This is a genomic window from Stenotrophomonas sp. STEN009 (assembly GCF_056760395.1).
Map to the genome: position 1 here is coordinate 37,064 of NZ_JBRRES010000012.1, position 16,045 is coordinate 53,108.

The 16,045-nt window shown below is 68.5% G+C and carries 9 protein-coding genes; 4 read left to right on the top strand and 5 right to left on the bottom strand.

The window, feature by feature from the left end; translation table 11 throughout:
- Positions 1 to 88: 88 nt before the first annotated feature.
- The gene (locus ACVOMM_RS07785) at positions 89 to 2,854 is read right to left on the bottom strand and encodes a TonB-dependent receptor (RefSeq protein ID WP_065182101.1); all 2,766 of its coding nucleotides are present in this window, start codon (positions 2,852 to 2,854) and stop codon (positions 89 to 91) included.
- A gap of 285 nt (positions 2,855 to 3,139) precedes the next feature.
- Between ACVOMM_RS07785 and ACVOMM_RS07790 the strand changes: the two genes are divergently transcribed.
- The 3 genes from ACVOMM_RS07790 (at position 3,140) to adhP (ending at position 5,907) form a co-directional block, all read left to right on the top strand.
- Complete coding sequence (locus ACVOMM_RS07790; RefSeq protein ID WP_053515997.1) at positions 3,140 to 4,159, top strand: sugar kinase; 1,020 nt, start codon at positions 3,140 to 3,142, stop codon at positions 4,157 to 4,159.
- On the top strand, positions 4,146 to 4,784 hold the full coding sequence (gene eda / locus ACVOMM_RS07795) for a bifunctional 4-hydroxy-2-oxoglutarate aldolase/2-dehydro-3-deoxy-phosphogluconate aldolase (protein ID WP_164151510.1): 639 nt from the start codon (positions 4,146 to 4,148) through the stop codon (positions 4,782 to 4,784). The genes ACVOMM_RS07790 and eda overlap by 14 nt, the downstream gene beginning before the upstream one ends.
- Positions 4,785 to 4,878: 94 nt before the next feature.
- Positions 4,879 to 5,907, top strand: a complete 1,029-nt coding sequence (gene adhP, locus ACVOMM_RS07800) for an alcohol dehydrogenase AdhP (protein ID WP_053515992.1) — start codon at positions 4,879 to 4,881, stop codon at positions 5,905 to 5,907.
- Between the two features lie 92 nt (positions 5,908 to 5,999).
- On the opposite strand, the gene ACVOMM_RS07805 is transcribed toward adhP, so the two are convergent.
- Positions 6,000 to 6,875, bottom strand: a complete 876-nt coding sequence (locus ACVOMM_RS07805; RefSeq protein WP_065174107.1) for a methylglyoxal synthase — start codon at positions 6,873 to 6,875, stop codon at positions 6,000 to 6,002.
- A gap of 287 nt (positions 6,876 to 7,162) precedes the next feature.
- Here ACVOMM_RS07805 and ACVOMM_RS07810 point away from each other — a divergent pair, with 287 nt between their 5' ends.
- Positions 7,163 to 9,496 carry an ATP-binding protein gene (locus tag ACVOMM_RS07810; RefSeq protein WP_481526092.1) on the top strand — a complete coding sequence of 778 codons (2,334 nt, stop codon included), beginning with the start codon at positions 7,163 to 7,165 and terminating at the stop codon, positions 9,494 to 9,496.
- Here the strand turns inward: ACVOMM_RS07810 and ACVOMM_RS07815 are convergent.
- The 3 genes from ACVOMM_RS07815 to ACVOMM_RS07825 form a co-directional block, all read right to left on the bottom strand.
- Positions 9,482 to 10,927 (bottom strand): FAD-dependent oxidoreductase, encoded by a 1,446-nt coding sequence (locus ACVOMM_RS07815; RefSeq protein ID WP_180876164.1) that lies wholly within the window; start codon positions 10,925 to 10,927, stop codon positions 9,482 to 9,484. The two genes, ACVOMM_RS07810 and ACVOMM_RS07815, sit on opposite strands and share 15 nt — an antisense overlap.
- A 95-nt stretch (positions 10,928 to 11,022) precedes the next feature.
- On the bottom strand, positions 11,023 to 15,477 hold the full coding sequence (gltB, locus tag ACVOMM_RS07820; RefSeq protein ID WP_481526093.1) for a glutamate synthase large subunit: 4,455 nt from the start codon (positions 15,475 to 15,477) through the stop codon (positions 11,023 to 11,025).
- 174 nt (positions 15,478 to 15,651) lie between these two features.
- On the bottom strand, positions 15,652 to 16,041 hold the full coding sequence (locus tag ACVOMM_RS07825; protein WP_053515984.1) for an I78 family peptidase inhibitor: 390 nt from the start codon (positions 16,039 to 16,041) through the stop codon (positions 15,652 to 15,654).
- Positions 16,042 to 16,045 lie beyond the last annotated feature (4 nt).

Sequence of the window (16,045 nt, forward strand, 5' to 3'; positions counted from 1 at the left end):
TAGCAAGGCCACGCCGCCACGGCACCTTGCGGCGCAGCAGCGGTCGTGGCGAACGGCAATGCACCGGTCGGCGCATCGCCGGCGCTGCTCAGAACTTGTAGCGCACGCCGAGCAGGAACTGACGGCCGGTCTCGGTGTACTGCAACGGCAGGCGGCCGGTCGCGGGCGAATACACCCACTCATCGGACGCTTCGTTGGTCAGGTTCACCCCTTCCAGGCTCAGTTCCAGCTGGTCACTGATCCGGTAACGGATCGACGCATCGATGACCGTGGTACCGGTCATGCCGTGGTAACCGTCCAGATTGAAGCCGGTTTCCTGGCCCGGCACCTGGGTCAGGTAGTCGTCGCGGTTGGTGGCCGAGATGCGCCCGGAGAAGGTGGTGCCTTCGTAGAACAGGGTCGCGTTCCACGAGGTGTTGGACAGGCCCAGCAGATCGTTCTTCATCACCGGCTGACCGGCCGAGTTGATGTACTGGATCTTCGAATCCACCCAGGTGTAGTTCAGCTGCAGACCGAGGTTGGCCCACTTGCCCGGCAGGAAGGTGAAGGGCTGGGTGTAGTTGGCTTCCGCGCCGAACAGCTCGCCACCCGGGGTGTTGACCGGACGGGTGAAGGTGAACTCATCGGTCGGCGATGCGCCGGTGCCGATCAGCAGTTCGGCAGGCAGGCCGCTGTCGGTGTACGGCCGATTCTCGCGCAGCGTCTGTACGGAGGTTTCGATGTCCTTGTAGAACAGGCCAAGGCCGGCCATGGCGCCTTCGGCGAAGTACCACTCGAAACTCAGATCGACATTGGTCGCGCGGGTCGGATCCAGGTTGGGGTTGCCGCTGGAGATGGTGCGTGCGCCACCGGCCACGGCCACAGTGGCACCTGGCGTCAGGCTGCCCAGGCCGGGTCGGGTCATCACCTTGGCCGCACCCAGGCGGATCAGGAAATCGGGGGTGACTTCGGCAACCAGGTTGAACGAGGGCAGGGTGTCGTCGTAGGTGCGGGTGGCGGTGGTGGACGTGGTGCCACTGGCCAGCGTCGACAGCCCGGTGGAGGACTGCTTGGTGCGCACATAGCGTACGCCGACGTTGCCGGACAGCGGCAGCGAGCCGATCTCGGTGGAGAACTCACCCATCAGGTAGGCACCGCGATCCTTCTCTTCCACGCTGCGCACGTTGTTGGCGCGCGGTGCGACCGCGTAGATGCCGCTGTTGCTGTAGATGTCGAACTGATCGGCGACGGCGTCCAGATCCGGCACCACCCAGTTCGAGGGATTGCCGCTGATGCCCTTCAGGCCGGCCTGCGTGGTCATGTCCACCGGAACGATCCTGCTGCCATCGGCGAAGGTGGGCACGGCCAGCTCGCTGCCACGGCGCAGTTCGGTGGTCTTGAACGTGTAATCCTTGGCCAGCACGCCACCCTTGAGGCGGAAGCCGGGGCTGATGTTCCAGTTGAAGTCGATCTGGCCGGTATCGAAATCATTGTCCACGTACTGCGGTCGCAGGCGGATCTCCGCCAGTTCCCAGCCGTTGGGATCGGTGGGATCGATGCCGTAGTTGAGGATCGGCGAGCGGTTGTTGCCCCGGTAGTCGTAGCTGTAGCCGTCGACGTCGTACTTGTCCATGATGATGGTGGTCTGCACCGGGTTCTCATGCCGGGACCGCGAGACCCCCAGCTTGCCGGACAGGGTGAAGTCGTCGCTGAAGCGGTGCTGGCCGTTGAGGCTGATCTGCTTGAACTCGGTGCTCCACTCGTCGTGGCGGTTCTCGCTGCGGATGTCGACGTTGTCGAACTCGCCGTAGACCAGCGCGTTGTTCTCGATGACGCCGTTCCTGACGATCATCGACGGCTTGCCGGCCAGGCGTGGCTGGCTGGTGTTGGCACCGCGGCTGAAGGAAATCGCCTCGATGTAGTGCTCGTCGCGGGTGGCATCGATTTTCGAGTACAGCGCGTCCAGCGAGATCTCGGTCGCGTCGCTGGGCTTCCACTGCAGCGTACCGGTCACGCCCAGGCGCTTCTGCTCATGTTCCATCTGCACGTAGCGCGGGAAGCGCGGGTGGTAGACGTCGGCACTGCGCGCGGCGGTGAACGGGGACGAGGCACTGAAGTTGCCGTTGCTCGGGCCGTTGGCCCAGCGGCCCGTGTTGGAGCCCTCCTCCAGCGCCTGGCGCTCGGAGTAGGCCACCGACAGCAGGGCGCCGAACGTACCGTCGGCGAAGATGTTCGACACCAGCGCGGCCATGCGGGGGTCGGCCTTCTCCGCCATCGCGTTGTAGCCGGCCTGGCCGCTGGCGGCGAAGGTGAAGCCGTCATAGTCGAACGGCCTCGCCGTGCGCAGATCGACGGTGGCGCCCAGCGAGCCTTCTTCGACATCGGCCGAAGCGGTCTTGCGCACCACCAGCTGCGAGAACAGGTCGGAGGCGAAGACATTGAAGTCGAAGCCACGGCCGCGGTTGGTACCACCGCTCTGGTCACCGGCGCCGACGGTGGTCAGCGCCTCCATGCCGTTGATGCGCACGCGGGTGAAATCCGGGCCGAGGCCGCGCACCGAGATGTTGCGGCCCTCGCCGGCCTCGCGGGTGATGACCACACCCGGGATGCGCTGCAACGACTCGGCCAGGTTCAGATCCGGGAACTTGCCGATGTCCTCGGCGACGATGGCGTCGACCACGCCGGCCTCGCCACGCTTGATGTCCAGCGCCTTCTCCACGCTGGCGCGGTAGCCGGTGACGGTGACCGTATCCAGGTCCGTGGCGCCGGCGGCGCTGCTCTGCTGCTGGGCGGTCGCATTGGCCGCCAGGGCCAGTCCGACGGCCATAGCGAGCAAGGTAACCGGTGTCTTTTTTTGGTGGTTCCGAGACTGCATGCCTTTCCCCTCTCCCAAAGGTCTGGTGCTGCGGCTGTTTCAGCGTGATGACACCGCTGGTCAGAGCGGACGTTAGCAGCACGTCCCGGATCCGGCATCTTGCACCGCAACAGATCTGAAATGTCTCCAAGAGGCTTGCAGGACAATGCTTCCGTCAGTTCCTACGGGTGCGTGGGGCGCATCGGAAGGCTAGAATGACACCGATGGCCAAACGCCGCGCCGACGCGTGGTACACATTCACGCCGTGCAGTTTCACATGCTGGCGGCAAGCGGGGAGGAGTGGAGATGGGGCGTATCGTATGTTTCGGGGAACTGCTGCTGCGGCTCGGCGCGCCCGGTCGCGAGCTGCTGCTGCAGTCACCGCAGCTGCAGGTGCACGTGGGCGGGGCGGAAGCAAACGTGGGTGTCTCGCTGTCCCGATTCGGACATGACGTGGCCATGGTCAGCACGGTGCCCGGCAATGCCCTGGGGGCGCACGCACTGGGTGAACTGCGCCGCCATGGCGTCGATACGCGGGCGGTGCGCGAGGTGGCGGACGGTCGCATGGGCCTGTACTTCCTCACCACCGGCGCGGTGCAACGTGCCAGCGAGGTGGTGTACGACCGGGCCGATTCGGCCTTCGCGCGCAGCACTGCAGCCGATCATGACTGGCCGGCGCTGCTGCAGGGCGCGGACTGGCTGCACCTGTCCGGCGTCAGCCCTGCGCTGGGGCCGCAGGTGGCCGAGGCGACGCTGGCGGCGGCATGCGCCGCGCGTGCCAGTGGCGTGCGCGTTTCCTTCGACGGCAATTTCCGGCCCACGCTGTGGCAGCGCTGGGGCGGCGACGCGCAGGCGATCCTGCATGCCCTGTTCGACCAGGCTGACATTGTGTTCGCCGACTACCGCGATATCGAAGTGATCCTGGGCCAGCGCTTTACCCAGGCCGGCGCCGTGGAGCGCGTGGACGCTGCCGCAGCGGCGGCATTCGCCGCGTTCCCGCGGCTGCAATGGCTGGCATGCACGCAACGGCAGGCGCTGAGCGTGGACCATCATGCGCTGGGCGCCCTGCTGCTGGGCCGTGAGGGCGTGCGTGCGCAGGCGCCCGTGCGGCAGCTGACCGGCATCATCGATCGCATCGGCGGCGGCGATGCCTTCGCGGCAGGCATCCTGCATGGCATCCTGTCAGGCTTCGATGCCGACGCCACCGTGCGTTTCGGCCTGGCTGCCGGCGGACTGAAGCATTCCATCCCCGGCGATTTCAATCCTGTCAGCGAAGCTGACGTGCTGGCCCAGATGGGCGAGGAGCGATTCGATGTCCGGCGCTGATCCGCGCGTTCGCGCGGTACTGAAACTGGCACCGGTGATTCCGGTGTTCACCCCCGATGATGTCGACGATGCCGTGCAGGTGGCGCAGGCGCTGTTCCGGGGCGGTCTGCCGGTGATCGAGGTCACCCTGCGCACACCCCGTGCGATGGATGCCATCCGGGCAATGGTCGAGGCCGTACCCGACGCGGTGGTGGGGGCCGGAACGGTGCTGACGCCTTCGCAGATGGAGGCGGCCAGGGCCGCAGGTGCGCGCTTCGCGGTGTCGCCGGGCGCAACGCCGACGCTGTACGCGGCCGCGCGCGATGCCGACCTGCCGTATCTGCCGGGCGTGGCCACGGGGTCCGAGCTGATCCTTGGCCTCGAGCATGGCCTGGATACCTTCAAGTTCTTCCCCGCGGTGCAGGCCGGCGGCGCGGCACTGCTGGCGGCCTGGCACGGCCCCTTCGCCGACGTGCGCTTCTGCCCGACCGGTGGCATCAGCGCCCAGACCGCGGCGCAGTTCCTGCACCTGCCGAACGTGCTGTGCGTGGGCGGTTCATGGCTGACCACGGCGGCCTTGCTGCAGACCCGCGACTGGGGCGCGATCGAACGCCTGGCACGCGAGGCGTCCGTGCTGGCGGGCTGAACCGGCAGGCAATCTTCCAGGATTTGATCGGGATCAAAGCGCCGGCCTCGTGCCGGCGTCACTCTGTCTGCAAGCGCACGACGGAGGAAAACCCATGAACAGAACCATGAAGGCCGCTGTCGTTCGCGAGTTCGGCAGCCCACTGGTCATCGAGGAAGTTCCGGTACCACGCCCGGGGGCGGGCGAGGTGCTGGTCAGGATCGAAGCCTGCGGTGTCTGCCACACCGACCTGCACGCCGCCGAGGGCGACTGGCCGGTGAAACCGGACCCGCCGTTCATCCCCGGCCACGAGGGCGTGGGGCACATCGTGGCCGTGGGCGGCGGGGTCGGGCATGTCAAGGAAGGCGACAGGGTCGGCATCCCCTGGTTGTACTCGGCGTGTGGCCATTGCGAACACTGCCTGGGCGGCTGGGAAACGCTGTGCGAGACGCAGCGCAACACCGGCTACTCGGTCAACGGCGGCTTCGCCGAGTTCGCACTGGCCGATGCCAACTATGTCGGCCTGCTTCCGAAGGAGGTGGGCTTCGTCGAGATCGCGCCGGTGCTGTGCGCCGGCGTGACGGTCTACAAGGGCCTGAAGGTGACGGACACGAAGCCCGGTGACTGGGTGGCGATCTCCGGCATCGGTGGCCTGGGCCACATGGCGGTGCAGTACGCGCGTGCGATGGGCCTGAACGTGGCTGCCATCGACGTGGAGGACAGCAAGCTGGCGCTCGCGCGGCGGCTGGGCGCGCAGGTCACGGTCAACGCGCGCACGACCGATCCGGCAGCATTCCTGAAGAAGGAGATCGGTGGCGCACACGGGGCGCTGGTCACCGCGGTATCGCCCAAGGCCTTCGAGCAGGCGCTGGGCATGGTCCGGCGGGGCGGCACGGTCTCGCTCAACGGACTGCCACCGGGCAACTTCCCACTGGACATCTTCGGCATGGTCCTCAATGGCGTGACGGTGCGCGGTTCGATCGTCGGCACGCGGCTGGATCTGCAGGAGTCGCTGCAGTTCGCCGCCGAGGGCAAGGTCGCGGCCACGGTCAGCACCGACCGCCTGGAAAACATCAACGAGGTGTTTGCCCGCATGCGCGCGGGCACCATCGACGGGCGCGTGGTACTGGACATGGCCGCCTGACACCCGTGCATGGCCGCCGCGGCCCGGCACCCTCTCCCACGGGTGCGGCGGTCATGCCGATCGATGCGCGCCCGGCGTAGCTGCGCAGGTGGTCAGCGCTGCGACCCAGCGCGCCGGGCGGCAGCCGTCGCCCAGCGCGCCGCCACCACCGGAGCCGTGATGCACACCGCCTGGTCGGTCACCGTGGTCACCGCGCGTTCCAGCAGCTGGATGTCTGCCTCGTGCTGGCGTGCCACGTGCGGGTCCTCGAAGAAGATGGCGCGCTGGCAACGGCCCTCCAGCACGCGGTCGGCGATCTGCGCATCGCCGCCCATCGGTCCGCTCTGGTAGCGCGTCACCCAGGGCGTGTCGCTGGGCCAGCCGCGGCTCCATGCCAGCTCGTTGAGGCGCTGACCGGTGGTCCCGGTCGCCACCCGCTCGCCGAAGCGTGCCAGCACGTCGAAGTGCTCGTCGGCGAAGGCGAGCATCGCCGGCTTCATCGCATCATGCGCGATCAGTGCCAGGGTCTGGGTACCGAAGGCATGCAGATCGTCGGCACCGGCGTCGGCCTGCAGGCCGGCGTGCACGCGCTCCACCTCGATCCAGTCGCGTGCGGTGGCGACCGTGGAAATGAAAGGTTTGCCGTGGATCACGCACTGCCGCTTGAGCGCGGTCGCTTCGGGAAACACCGAGGACGGATCGACCGGATCGATCAGATAGATGGCACCGTCGAGCGTGCGCTGCGGGCCCATGCCGACCACCTCGGCGACCAGCTTCATCAGCCCGCCCTCGCGGCCGTAGGGATAGCGATGGAGGCCGGCATAGCCGTCGAGGAAGCCGTGGCGCCCGATCGCATCATGGGTGCGGCCGACAGCGTGCAGCGTTATGCCCAGTTCGCGCAGGCCCGGTTCGCAGGCACGCAGCCAGCGGAACAGGGCGGCGCGCGCATCCTGGTGGTGGAGCCGGTTGGCGGCCAGGCCGATACGCATCGAACGCTCCGTGGGCTGGTAGAAGCGGCAGTTTATGTCGCGAATGGCCAATTCTGCGCGCTTTGCAACTTTCCTCATTGTTGCTGTGCGGTGCGTCGCTAGCGTGGCAGGCAGAGCGGTACCGCTGCGCGGCCGTCGTCTCCGCCTGCGATTCGAGGATGCCCATCGTGAATGCCGCCGGCCCTGCGGCCGCATCCATTGCACGCTCCTGCCCGTGGCTGCGATCCCGCATCGTGCTGCCTGCCCTGTTGCTGTGGCCCATGATCGCGCGGGCCGACGGGTGCGACATGCCCCTGGTCGTGGCCTGGCCCAGTGACCGCCCGCCACTGTCCTTCAGCGCGCAGGGCCAGCCCGGCGGCCTGGTTGCCGACTACCTGCGGCGGCTGGGCGAGCAGATCGCGCTGCGTCCACATCCGCTTCCCGGCGCGGCCGGCGCGGCCGGGGCGCTGCCGGCCGGTACCCAGGCCGTGCTGGGATGGCCGCGCGAGCAGGTGCCCGACGGCTGGGTCGTGAGCAGGCCCTACCTGCAGCTGTCACAGGTGATCGTGCGCCGTCGCAACGACACGCCACTGCAGGGACTGGGCGGTCTGCGCGGCCGCCGCGTCGCCAGCCTCGACACGGTGCCACTGGCGGCCCACCTGCGTGAGCAGGCGCCGGGCGCATGGCTGCTGCAGGTCGACGCGCTCGATCATGCGCTGCAGCTGCTGGCCATCGGCCAGGTCGACGCGGTAGTTGCCACGCTGGCCGAAGTGGAAGCCGCATTGCGCAGGCCCGGCAGCGATGCCCTGGTGATCGCCGCGCCGGCCGGCTTCGATGATGCCTGGGTGCTGGCGGCTGCGCCGGCCTGTGCGGCCACCGTCGCCGCCTTCGACACCGTGCTGCACGAACTGGACGACGCGCAGCGGGCCGCGCTCCGCGCGGCGTGGGCGCCCAGCGGAGCACGCGCGCCGCCCGCACGGTCGCCGCTGCGCTGGCTGGTGCCGGTGCTGCTGGTCGCGCTGGCGCTGATCCTGGTGTATGCCTTCGGCTACTGGAGGCTGCATCGCGAAAGCAGCCAGCGCCGCGCGCTGGAACAGCGACTGCAGGAAGTGACCGCCAACCTGCCTGCGGTGGTCTACCGGGCGCGCCGCAGCGGCGAGGGCGACTACAGCCTGCCGCTGGTCGCCGGCGACGTGCAGTCGCTGTTCGGCATGAGTCTGGACAGCGTGCGGCTGGACCATCGCCGGCTCATGGCGGCGGTGCATGTCGACGATCGCAAGCCGGTGCTGGATCATCTGGAAGCCGCAGCGCGGGCCCGTGCGCCGATCGACATCACCTTCCGCACGCTGGGTCCCCATGGCTGGCGCTGGATCCGTTCGCATGGCAGGCCGTTGCCGGGCGAGAGCGACGACATCGAGTGGAGTGGCTACTGGATGGACGTCAGCCAGGCGCAGGCACGCACCCGTGCCCTGGCCGGGGCACGCCATCAGGCCGAAGAGACTGCAGCGGCGAAGACGCACTTCCTGGCCACCATGAGCCACCAGATCCGCACACCGATGAGCACGCTGCTGGGCATGCTCGAATGCCTGGCGGACAGCCCCCTGGACCCGTGCCAGCGGCAGGTCCTGTCCACCGTCGATGTGGCCGCGCAGATGCTGCGGCAGATTCTCGATGATGTGCTCGACAGTCATCGGTTGCAGGCGCTGCCGTTGCAGCTGCGTGCCACCGACATGGGTGCGCTGGCCACGGCCGTGCAGCAGCTGCTGGCACCGATGGCGGCCAGCCGTGCGTTGCACCTGCGGTGCGTGCTTGATCCTGCGCTGCAGCGGTGGCTGCTGGCCGATGGCCTGCGCGTGCGCCAGGTCCTGTTCAACCTGGTGGGCAACGCACTGAAGTTCACCCTGCACGGAGGTGTGGAACTGCGGCTGCGGGTGCTGCGGACGCAGGCGGCAGGACAATGCCTGCGCCTGCAGGTGAGCGACAGTGGCGTAGGCATCAGTCCCGAGCGGCAGCAGGCCGTGTTCGCCGATTACATCCAGGCCGAGCCGTCGACGGGGCGCCGGTTCGGCGGCAGCGGCCTGGGCCTGGCCATCTGCCGGGACCTGGTGGCCTCGATGGGCGGCGAGCTGCAGCTGCAAAGCTCGCCGGGCAAGGGCACGCGCATCTGGTTCGACCTGGAGTTCGCCAGCTGCCTGGCGCCACTGGAGGCGGTGCCGGCCACGGCCGAGGTGGTCGCGCGACTGCCTGCGGCACGGGTGCTGGTGGCCGAGGACCACCCGACCAACCTGCAACTGCTGGTGCAGCGGCTGCGCGAGCTTGGCCTGCAGGTGCACGCCACCGCCGATGGCCTGCAGGCGCTGGCGGCATGGCGGGCGCAGGGCTTCGATGTTGTCGTTACCGATTGCCACATGCCCGGCATGGACGGGTTCGCGCTGGCGCGTGCGATCCGCGAAGACCCCTGTCCTTCGCGTGCACGGGTGCCGATCATCGCGCTGACGGCCAGCGTGCTGGAGAGCACGCGCGAGGCCTGTCGTGCCGCCGGCATCGACCGGTTCCTGGCCAAGCCGGTCGATACCCAGGGGTTGCGCGCGACGCTGGCCGACGTACTGCCGGCAATGGAACCCGGCTCAGCTGGACAGTAGACGGACGATGCTGGCAGCGGCGTCGCGGCCTTCAGCCACAGCGGTTACCACCAGGTCGGCGCCGCGTACCGCATCACCGCCGGCGAACAGGCGCGGATGCGCGGTCTGGAAGGGCAGCCGGTCCTTGCCGCCGGCAACGATGCGACCGTTCGCCTGGCCCTGCACGCCGTGTTCGGCCAGCCAGGCCGGAACGCTCGGCGCGAAACCGAAGGCGATGATGACCACGTCCGCCTCCAGCAGCGACTCGCTGCCCTCGATCGGCACCGCGTTGCGGCGTCCCTGGGCGTCGGCCTCACCCAACCGGGTTTCAACCACGGTCACGCCGATCGCTTCGTCGTCGGCGCCGGCTTCGATGGACAGCGGCTGCCGGTTGAACAGGAAGCGCACGCCTTCCTCGCGCGCATTGGCGACTTCACGCGCGCTGCCGGGCATGTTGGCCTCGTCGCGACGGTACGCGCAGGTGACCTTGGCTGCGCCGAGCCGCACCGCGCTGCGCACGCAGTCCATGCCGGTGTCGCCGCCGCCGAGCACGACCACGCGCTTGCCGTTGAGGTCGGGCAGGGCGATCTGGTCCTCCCAGCCGGCGATCGGTCGACCCTGCGGGTCATCGCCGCCGACGATGCGGCTGTTCTGCACCAGGAACGGCAGGGCCGGCAGCACCCCCTTCAGGTCCTGGCCCGGCAGGCCGCCGTCGGTGTAGCGGTAGGCCCCGGTGCCGACGAACACCGCGTCGTGGCTGTCCAGCAACTGCTGCACGCTGATGTCGCGGCCGATCTCCACGCCCAGGCGGAACTGCACGCCCATCCCTTCGAGCACCTCGCGGCGACGATGGATGACGTCCTTGTCCAGCTTGAAGCTGGGGATGCCGAACTGCAGCAGGCCGCCGATCTGCTCGTAGCGGTCGTACACCACGGCGGTGATGCCGGCCCGGGCCAGGCGATCGGCACAGGCCAGACCCGCCGGACCGGCACCGATCACCGCCACGCTGTGGCCGGTGGGCTGCACGGCACCCAGGTCCGGACGCCAGCCACTGGCGAGTGCGGTATCGACGATGTACTTCTCCACCGCACCGATGGTCACCGCACCGAATTCCTCCAGGGTGCAGCTGCCTTCGCACAGGCGATCCTGCGGGCAGACCCGGCCGCACACTTCCGGCAGCGGGTTGGTGCTGTGGCACAGCGTGGCGGCCTCGTGGATGCGGTTCTCCTGCACCAGCTGCAGCCACTGTGGAATGGCGTTGTGTACCGGGCATTTCCAGCTGCAGTAAGGGTTGCCGCAGTCCAGGCAGCGCCCGGCCTGGTACTGCGCATCCTCCTTGCCGAACTTTCCGTACAGCTCGCCCCAGTCGCCGGAGGTGCGCAGTTCAACCGGAATGCGCTGCGGCATGGTGCGGGGCAGATCGAGGAACTGGAAGGCGTGCTTGCGGCTCATGGCGGGCTCTGTGATTTCGATGGCCGGCCAGAGGCCGGCACTACTGCGGTGAGGGAGCAGGCGCGCGCCGGTTGCGGGCGACGCGCCGGAGGCGCTTACGCCGCGCGTCGAAGGGTCTCGGTCAGCGATTCGATGCTGGCGGCCTTCGGTTTGACCAGCCAGAACTTGCCGATGTAATCGCGGAACTCGTCCAGGATCTGCTGCGCCCAGATGCTGCCGGTCAGTTCGCGATGGCGGCCGATCAGGCGGTGCAGGTGCTGGCGGTAGTTCTCGAAGCCTTCGGCGGATACGCGATGGATGTCGATCAGCTCGTGGTTGTAACGGTCCACGAAGTCGCGGTCCACATCCAGCACGTAGGCCAGCCCCCCGGTGAAGCCGGCACCGAAGTTCAGGCCGACCTTGCCCAGCACCAGCACCACGCCGTCGGTCATGTACTCGCAGCAATGATCGCCGGCGCCTTCCACGACCGCGAGCGCACCGGAATTGCGGACCGCGAAGCGCTCGCCGGCACGTCCGGCGGCGAAAAGCTCGCCACCGGTGGCGCCATACAGGCAGGTGTTGCCGATGATCGCAGTGCTGCGCGCCTCGAACCGCGCGCCGCGCGGCGGACGTACCACCAGGCGGCCGCCGGCCATGCCTTTGCCGACGTAGTCGTTGGCTTCGCCCTCCACTTCCAGATGCAGGCCGCCGACATTGAAGGCGCCGAAGCTCTGTCCGGCGCTGCCACGGAAGCGCAGCTCCAGGGGGGCGTCGGCCATGCCCTGGTTGCCGTGCGCGCGTGCCACCGCGCCGGCCAGGCGGGTGCCGATGCTGCGGTCGGTGTTGTGGATCAGGAAGCGATGTTCGCCCCCCCTGCGCTGTTCGATCGCGTCCGCCAGCAGGCCATCCATCTGCGTGGCCAGGCTGTCCGGCGATTCGTACAGCCGCTGCGCCGCGCAGTGGCTGCCTTCGTAGCGCGCATCTGCCAGCAGGCGCGACAGGTCCACGCGCACGCCGTCGCGCGGTGCGGCCTCGATCTGCCGCAGCAGGTCGGTGCGGCCGACGATCTCCTCCAGCGAACGCGCGCCCAGGTACGACAGCCAGCCACGCACTTCCTCGGCCAGCAGGCGGAAGAAATTCTCCACGCGCTCGGGCTGGCCGGTGAAGTGGTTCTCGCGCAGGCGTTCGTCCTGGGTGGCCACGCCGGTGGCGCAGTTGTTGAGGTGGCAGATGCGCAGGTACTTGCAGCCCAGCACGATCATCGGCGCGGTGCCGAAGCCGAAGCTGTCCGCACCCAGCAGCGCGGCCTTGACCACGTCCAGGCCGGTCTTCAGGCCACCATCGGTCTGCAGCAGGGTGCGCCCGCGCAGGTCGTTGGCCAGCAGCGCCTGGTGCGCTTCGGCCACGCCCAGCTCCCACGGCACACCGGCGTAGCGGATCGAGCTGACCGGCGAGGCACCGGTGCCGCCGTCGTGGCCGGAGATGGTGATCAGGTCCGCGCCGGCCTTGACCACGCCGGCGGCGATGGTGCCGACGCCGGCATGGCTGACCAGCTTCACCGATACCAGCGCGGTCGGGTTGACCTGCTTGAGATCGTAGATGAGCTGCGCCAGGTCCTCGATGGAATAGATGTCGTGGTGCGGTGGCGGCGAGATCAGGCCGATGCCCGGCCGCGCGTAGCGCAGGCGGGCGATCAGCTCGTTGACCTTGTGCCCCGGCAGCTGGCCGCCTTCGCCGGGCTTGGCGCCCTGCGCGACCTTGATCTGCAGCACCTCGGCATTGACCAGATACTCGGCGGTGACACCGAAGCGACCCGACGCCACCTGCTTGATCTTGCTGCGCCGTGGGGTGCCGTAGCGGGCCGGGTCTTCGCCACCTTCGCCGGAATTGCTGCGGCCGCCGAGGCGGTTCATCGCGATGGCCAGCGCCTCATGTGCTTCCGGCGACAGCGCGCCGAGGCTGATCGCAGCGGTATCGAAGCGCGGGAACAGTTCGCTGGCCGGCGCCACCTCGTCCAGCGGCGTGGGTGCCGGCGCCGGCACCAGCTGAAGCAGGTCACGCAACGCCGATGGCGGCCGGGCATGCACGGCATCGCAGTACTGCTGCCAGGCGCGGGCATCACCACTGCGCGCCGCGCGCTGCAGGGTGGTGACCACGTCGGGGTTGTACATGTGGTACTCGCCGCCGTGCACGTACTTCAGCAGGCCGCCGACATCGACATCCTGCTGTGCATCCCAGGCCTGCGCGCACAGTTCGCGCGCATCGGCATCCAGCCGCGCGAAGCCGGCGCCGCCGATGCGCGAGGCGGTGTCGGGGAAGCACAGCGCGACCACTTCCGGCTCCAGGCCGATGATCTCGAACAGCTGCGCGCCGCGGTAGCTGGCCACGGTACAGATGCCCATCTTCGAGATGATTTTCGACAGGCCCTTGTAGACGCCCTTGCGGTAGCGGCGGCCGATCTGCGACTGCTCACCGCCCTTGCTGAGCTTGAGGATGCCGCGCCGGCCGAGGTCGAACAGGGTCTGGTAGGCAAGATACGGGTACACCGCGGTGGCCCCGAAGCCGAGCAGGCAGGCCATATGGTGCGGGTCGCGCGCGGTGCCGGTCTCGACGATCAGGTTGACGTCGCAGCGCAGCCCCAGCCGCGAGAGGTGATGATGCACCGCACTGGTGGCCAGCAAGGCGTGCACCATCGGTCGCCCGGCCACCGGATAGCGGTCGGACAGCAGCAGCATCACCATGCCTTCGCGTGCGGCGCGTTCGGCCTCCGCACAGATGCGCTCGATGCCGTTGCGCAGCCCTTCTTCCTCGCTGTAGGACAGGTCGAGCAGGCGGTTGGCCTGCAGGTACTGGTCCATCTTCAGCAGCTGGCGCAGCTTGCGTTGGCTGAGTACCGGCGAGTTGAGGATGACGTGGTTCACCGTCTCCGGGCCGGCATGGAAGATGTTGGTCTCCTTGCCGAGCTGGGTGGACAGGGACATGGCGCAGTCTTCGCGCAGCGGATCGATCGGCGGATTGGTGACCTGCGCGAATGCCTGCCGGAAGTAGTCGTACAGCGGCCGGCTGCGCTGGCTCAGTACCGCCATCGGCGTGTCATCGCCCATCGAGCCGGTGGCTTCCTGCTCGGTCTCGGCCAGCGGCCGCAGCACCTGCTCCACCTCCTCGCTGCTGAGCTGGTACAGCTTGTGGTAACTGCGCAGGGTGCCCTCGTCGAAGGGCTCCTCCACCAGCGAAGGATCGATCAGTTCGGTCTGCAGGTAGGTCACGCCCTGCTGCAGCCACTGCTTGTACGGTGCGCGGCCGCGGTTGATGCGGTCCACCGCGTCCGAATCGAGCAGGTCGCCGCGCTTGAGGTCGATGGCCACCATTTCACCGGGGCCGAGCTTGCCCTTGCGTACCACGCGCTCGGTCGGCACTTCCCACACGCCCGCTTCGGAGGCGACCAGGAAGTGGCGGTCGGCGGTCAGCATCCAGCGCGCCGGGCGCAGGCCGTTGCGGTCCAGCGTACACACCGCATAGCGGCTGTCGCAGGCGACGATGCCGGCCGGGCCGTCCCAGGGCTCGCTGTTGAGGCCATGGAACTCGTAGAACGCGGCCAGATCCGGATCCTTGAACTCCAGCGACTGCGTCGCCGGTGGCACCAGGATGCGCAGCGCCTGGATCAATTCCATGCCGCCGGCGACCATCAGTTCCAGCATGTTGTCCAGGCTCTGCGAGTCCGAGCCATGCATGGAGATCACCGGATCGAACTCGGCGATGTCGAAGCGCGGTGTCTTCCACACCTTGCTGCGCGCCTGCGCCCAGCGACGGTTGCCCTCGATGGTGTTGATCTCGCCGTTGTGCGCGAGCAGGCGGAACGGATGCGCCAGCGGCCAGCGCGGCAGCGTGTTGGTGGAGAAGCGCTGGTGGAACACGATCGCGCTGGAGGCCAGCTCGCGCCGCTGCAGGTCCGGATAGAAGCGGCTGAGCTTGTCCGGCAGGACCATGCCCTTGTAGCTGATCGCATCCGGGGTGAGCGTGGTGACGTAGAAATCGCCATGGTCGCGCAGCTGCTGCTCGCTGCGACGGCGTGCGAGGTACAGCGCCAGGGCGAAGCCGGTGCCGTCCTGGCCGACACCGGCATCGACGAACACCTGCTCGATGCGCGGCAGCGTATCGCGCGCGAGCTGGCCGCAGACACTGTCGTCGATGGGAACCTCGCGCCAGCCCGCCACGCGGCAGCCCACCGCTTCAAGCTGCACCTGCAGCTGCGTCCGGCAGGCCTGCGCGGCGTCGGGGTCGTGCGGAAGGAACACCAGGCCCGCCGCGAAGCGGGTGGCCACGGTGATGCCCGCTTCGCCGGCCAGCAGTTTCAGGAATGCATCGGGGCGACGCAGCAGCAGCCCGCAGCCATCACCGGTGAGCCCGTCAGCGGCTACGCCACCACGATGGGTCATCCGCGAAAGCGCGGCGATGGCGGTATCCACCAGCAGGCGCGACGGCTGGTCGTCGAGCTGCGCGACCATGCCGAATCCACAGGCATCGCGCTCGGAGCGCGGGTCGTAAAGCCCTTGGCGGTTGCGGGGGGCCATCTCTACCTCGATGCGGAATGAAATGAGCGGGGACACTCAAGCCCGCCCAATCCCTGGAGCGCATCGTGAGGCCACCGGATGCCTCGAATAAAGCACAGGTTGCTGCAACGCCGCAATACACGGTTGCAGGTGCAACGGAAAGCGCCGGCGGTGATCCGCCGGCGCGGGCCGGGATCAGCCGCAGCGGACGCCGCTGACCACGTCCTTGGCGTCCACTTCGATGTTCAGCCGGTCGCCCAGGAACTCCATCGTGGTCGCGTCATTGGGGTGCAGCACGCGCACCTGCTGAGCACCGGCATCTTCCTGGGCCTGCTTGCCCAGCGCATCGGTGTAGGCCTGGCCGACCAGGCTCTGTACCTGGCTGGCGTCGCAGGTGCCCACCGGCGGTGCCTCGGTGGCCTTGCCGGCTTCATCGGCCGGTGCCTTGGCGGCTTCGGCGGCCTGCTGGGCGTGGGCCGTGGCCGAATCCTGTTCATCCAGCGCCGGCGCCTGGCAGGCGGACAAGGCCAGCACGGCCGGCAGCAGCAGGGCGGAGAGCGAACGGGCGCGAATCGGGAACGACATCATG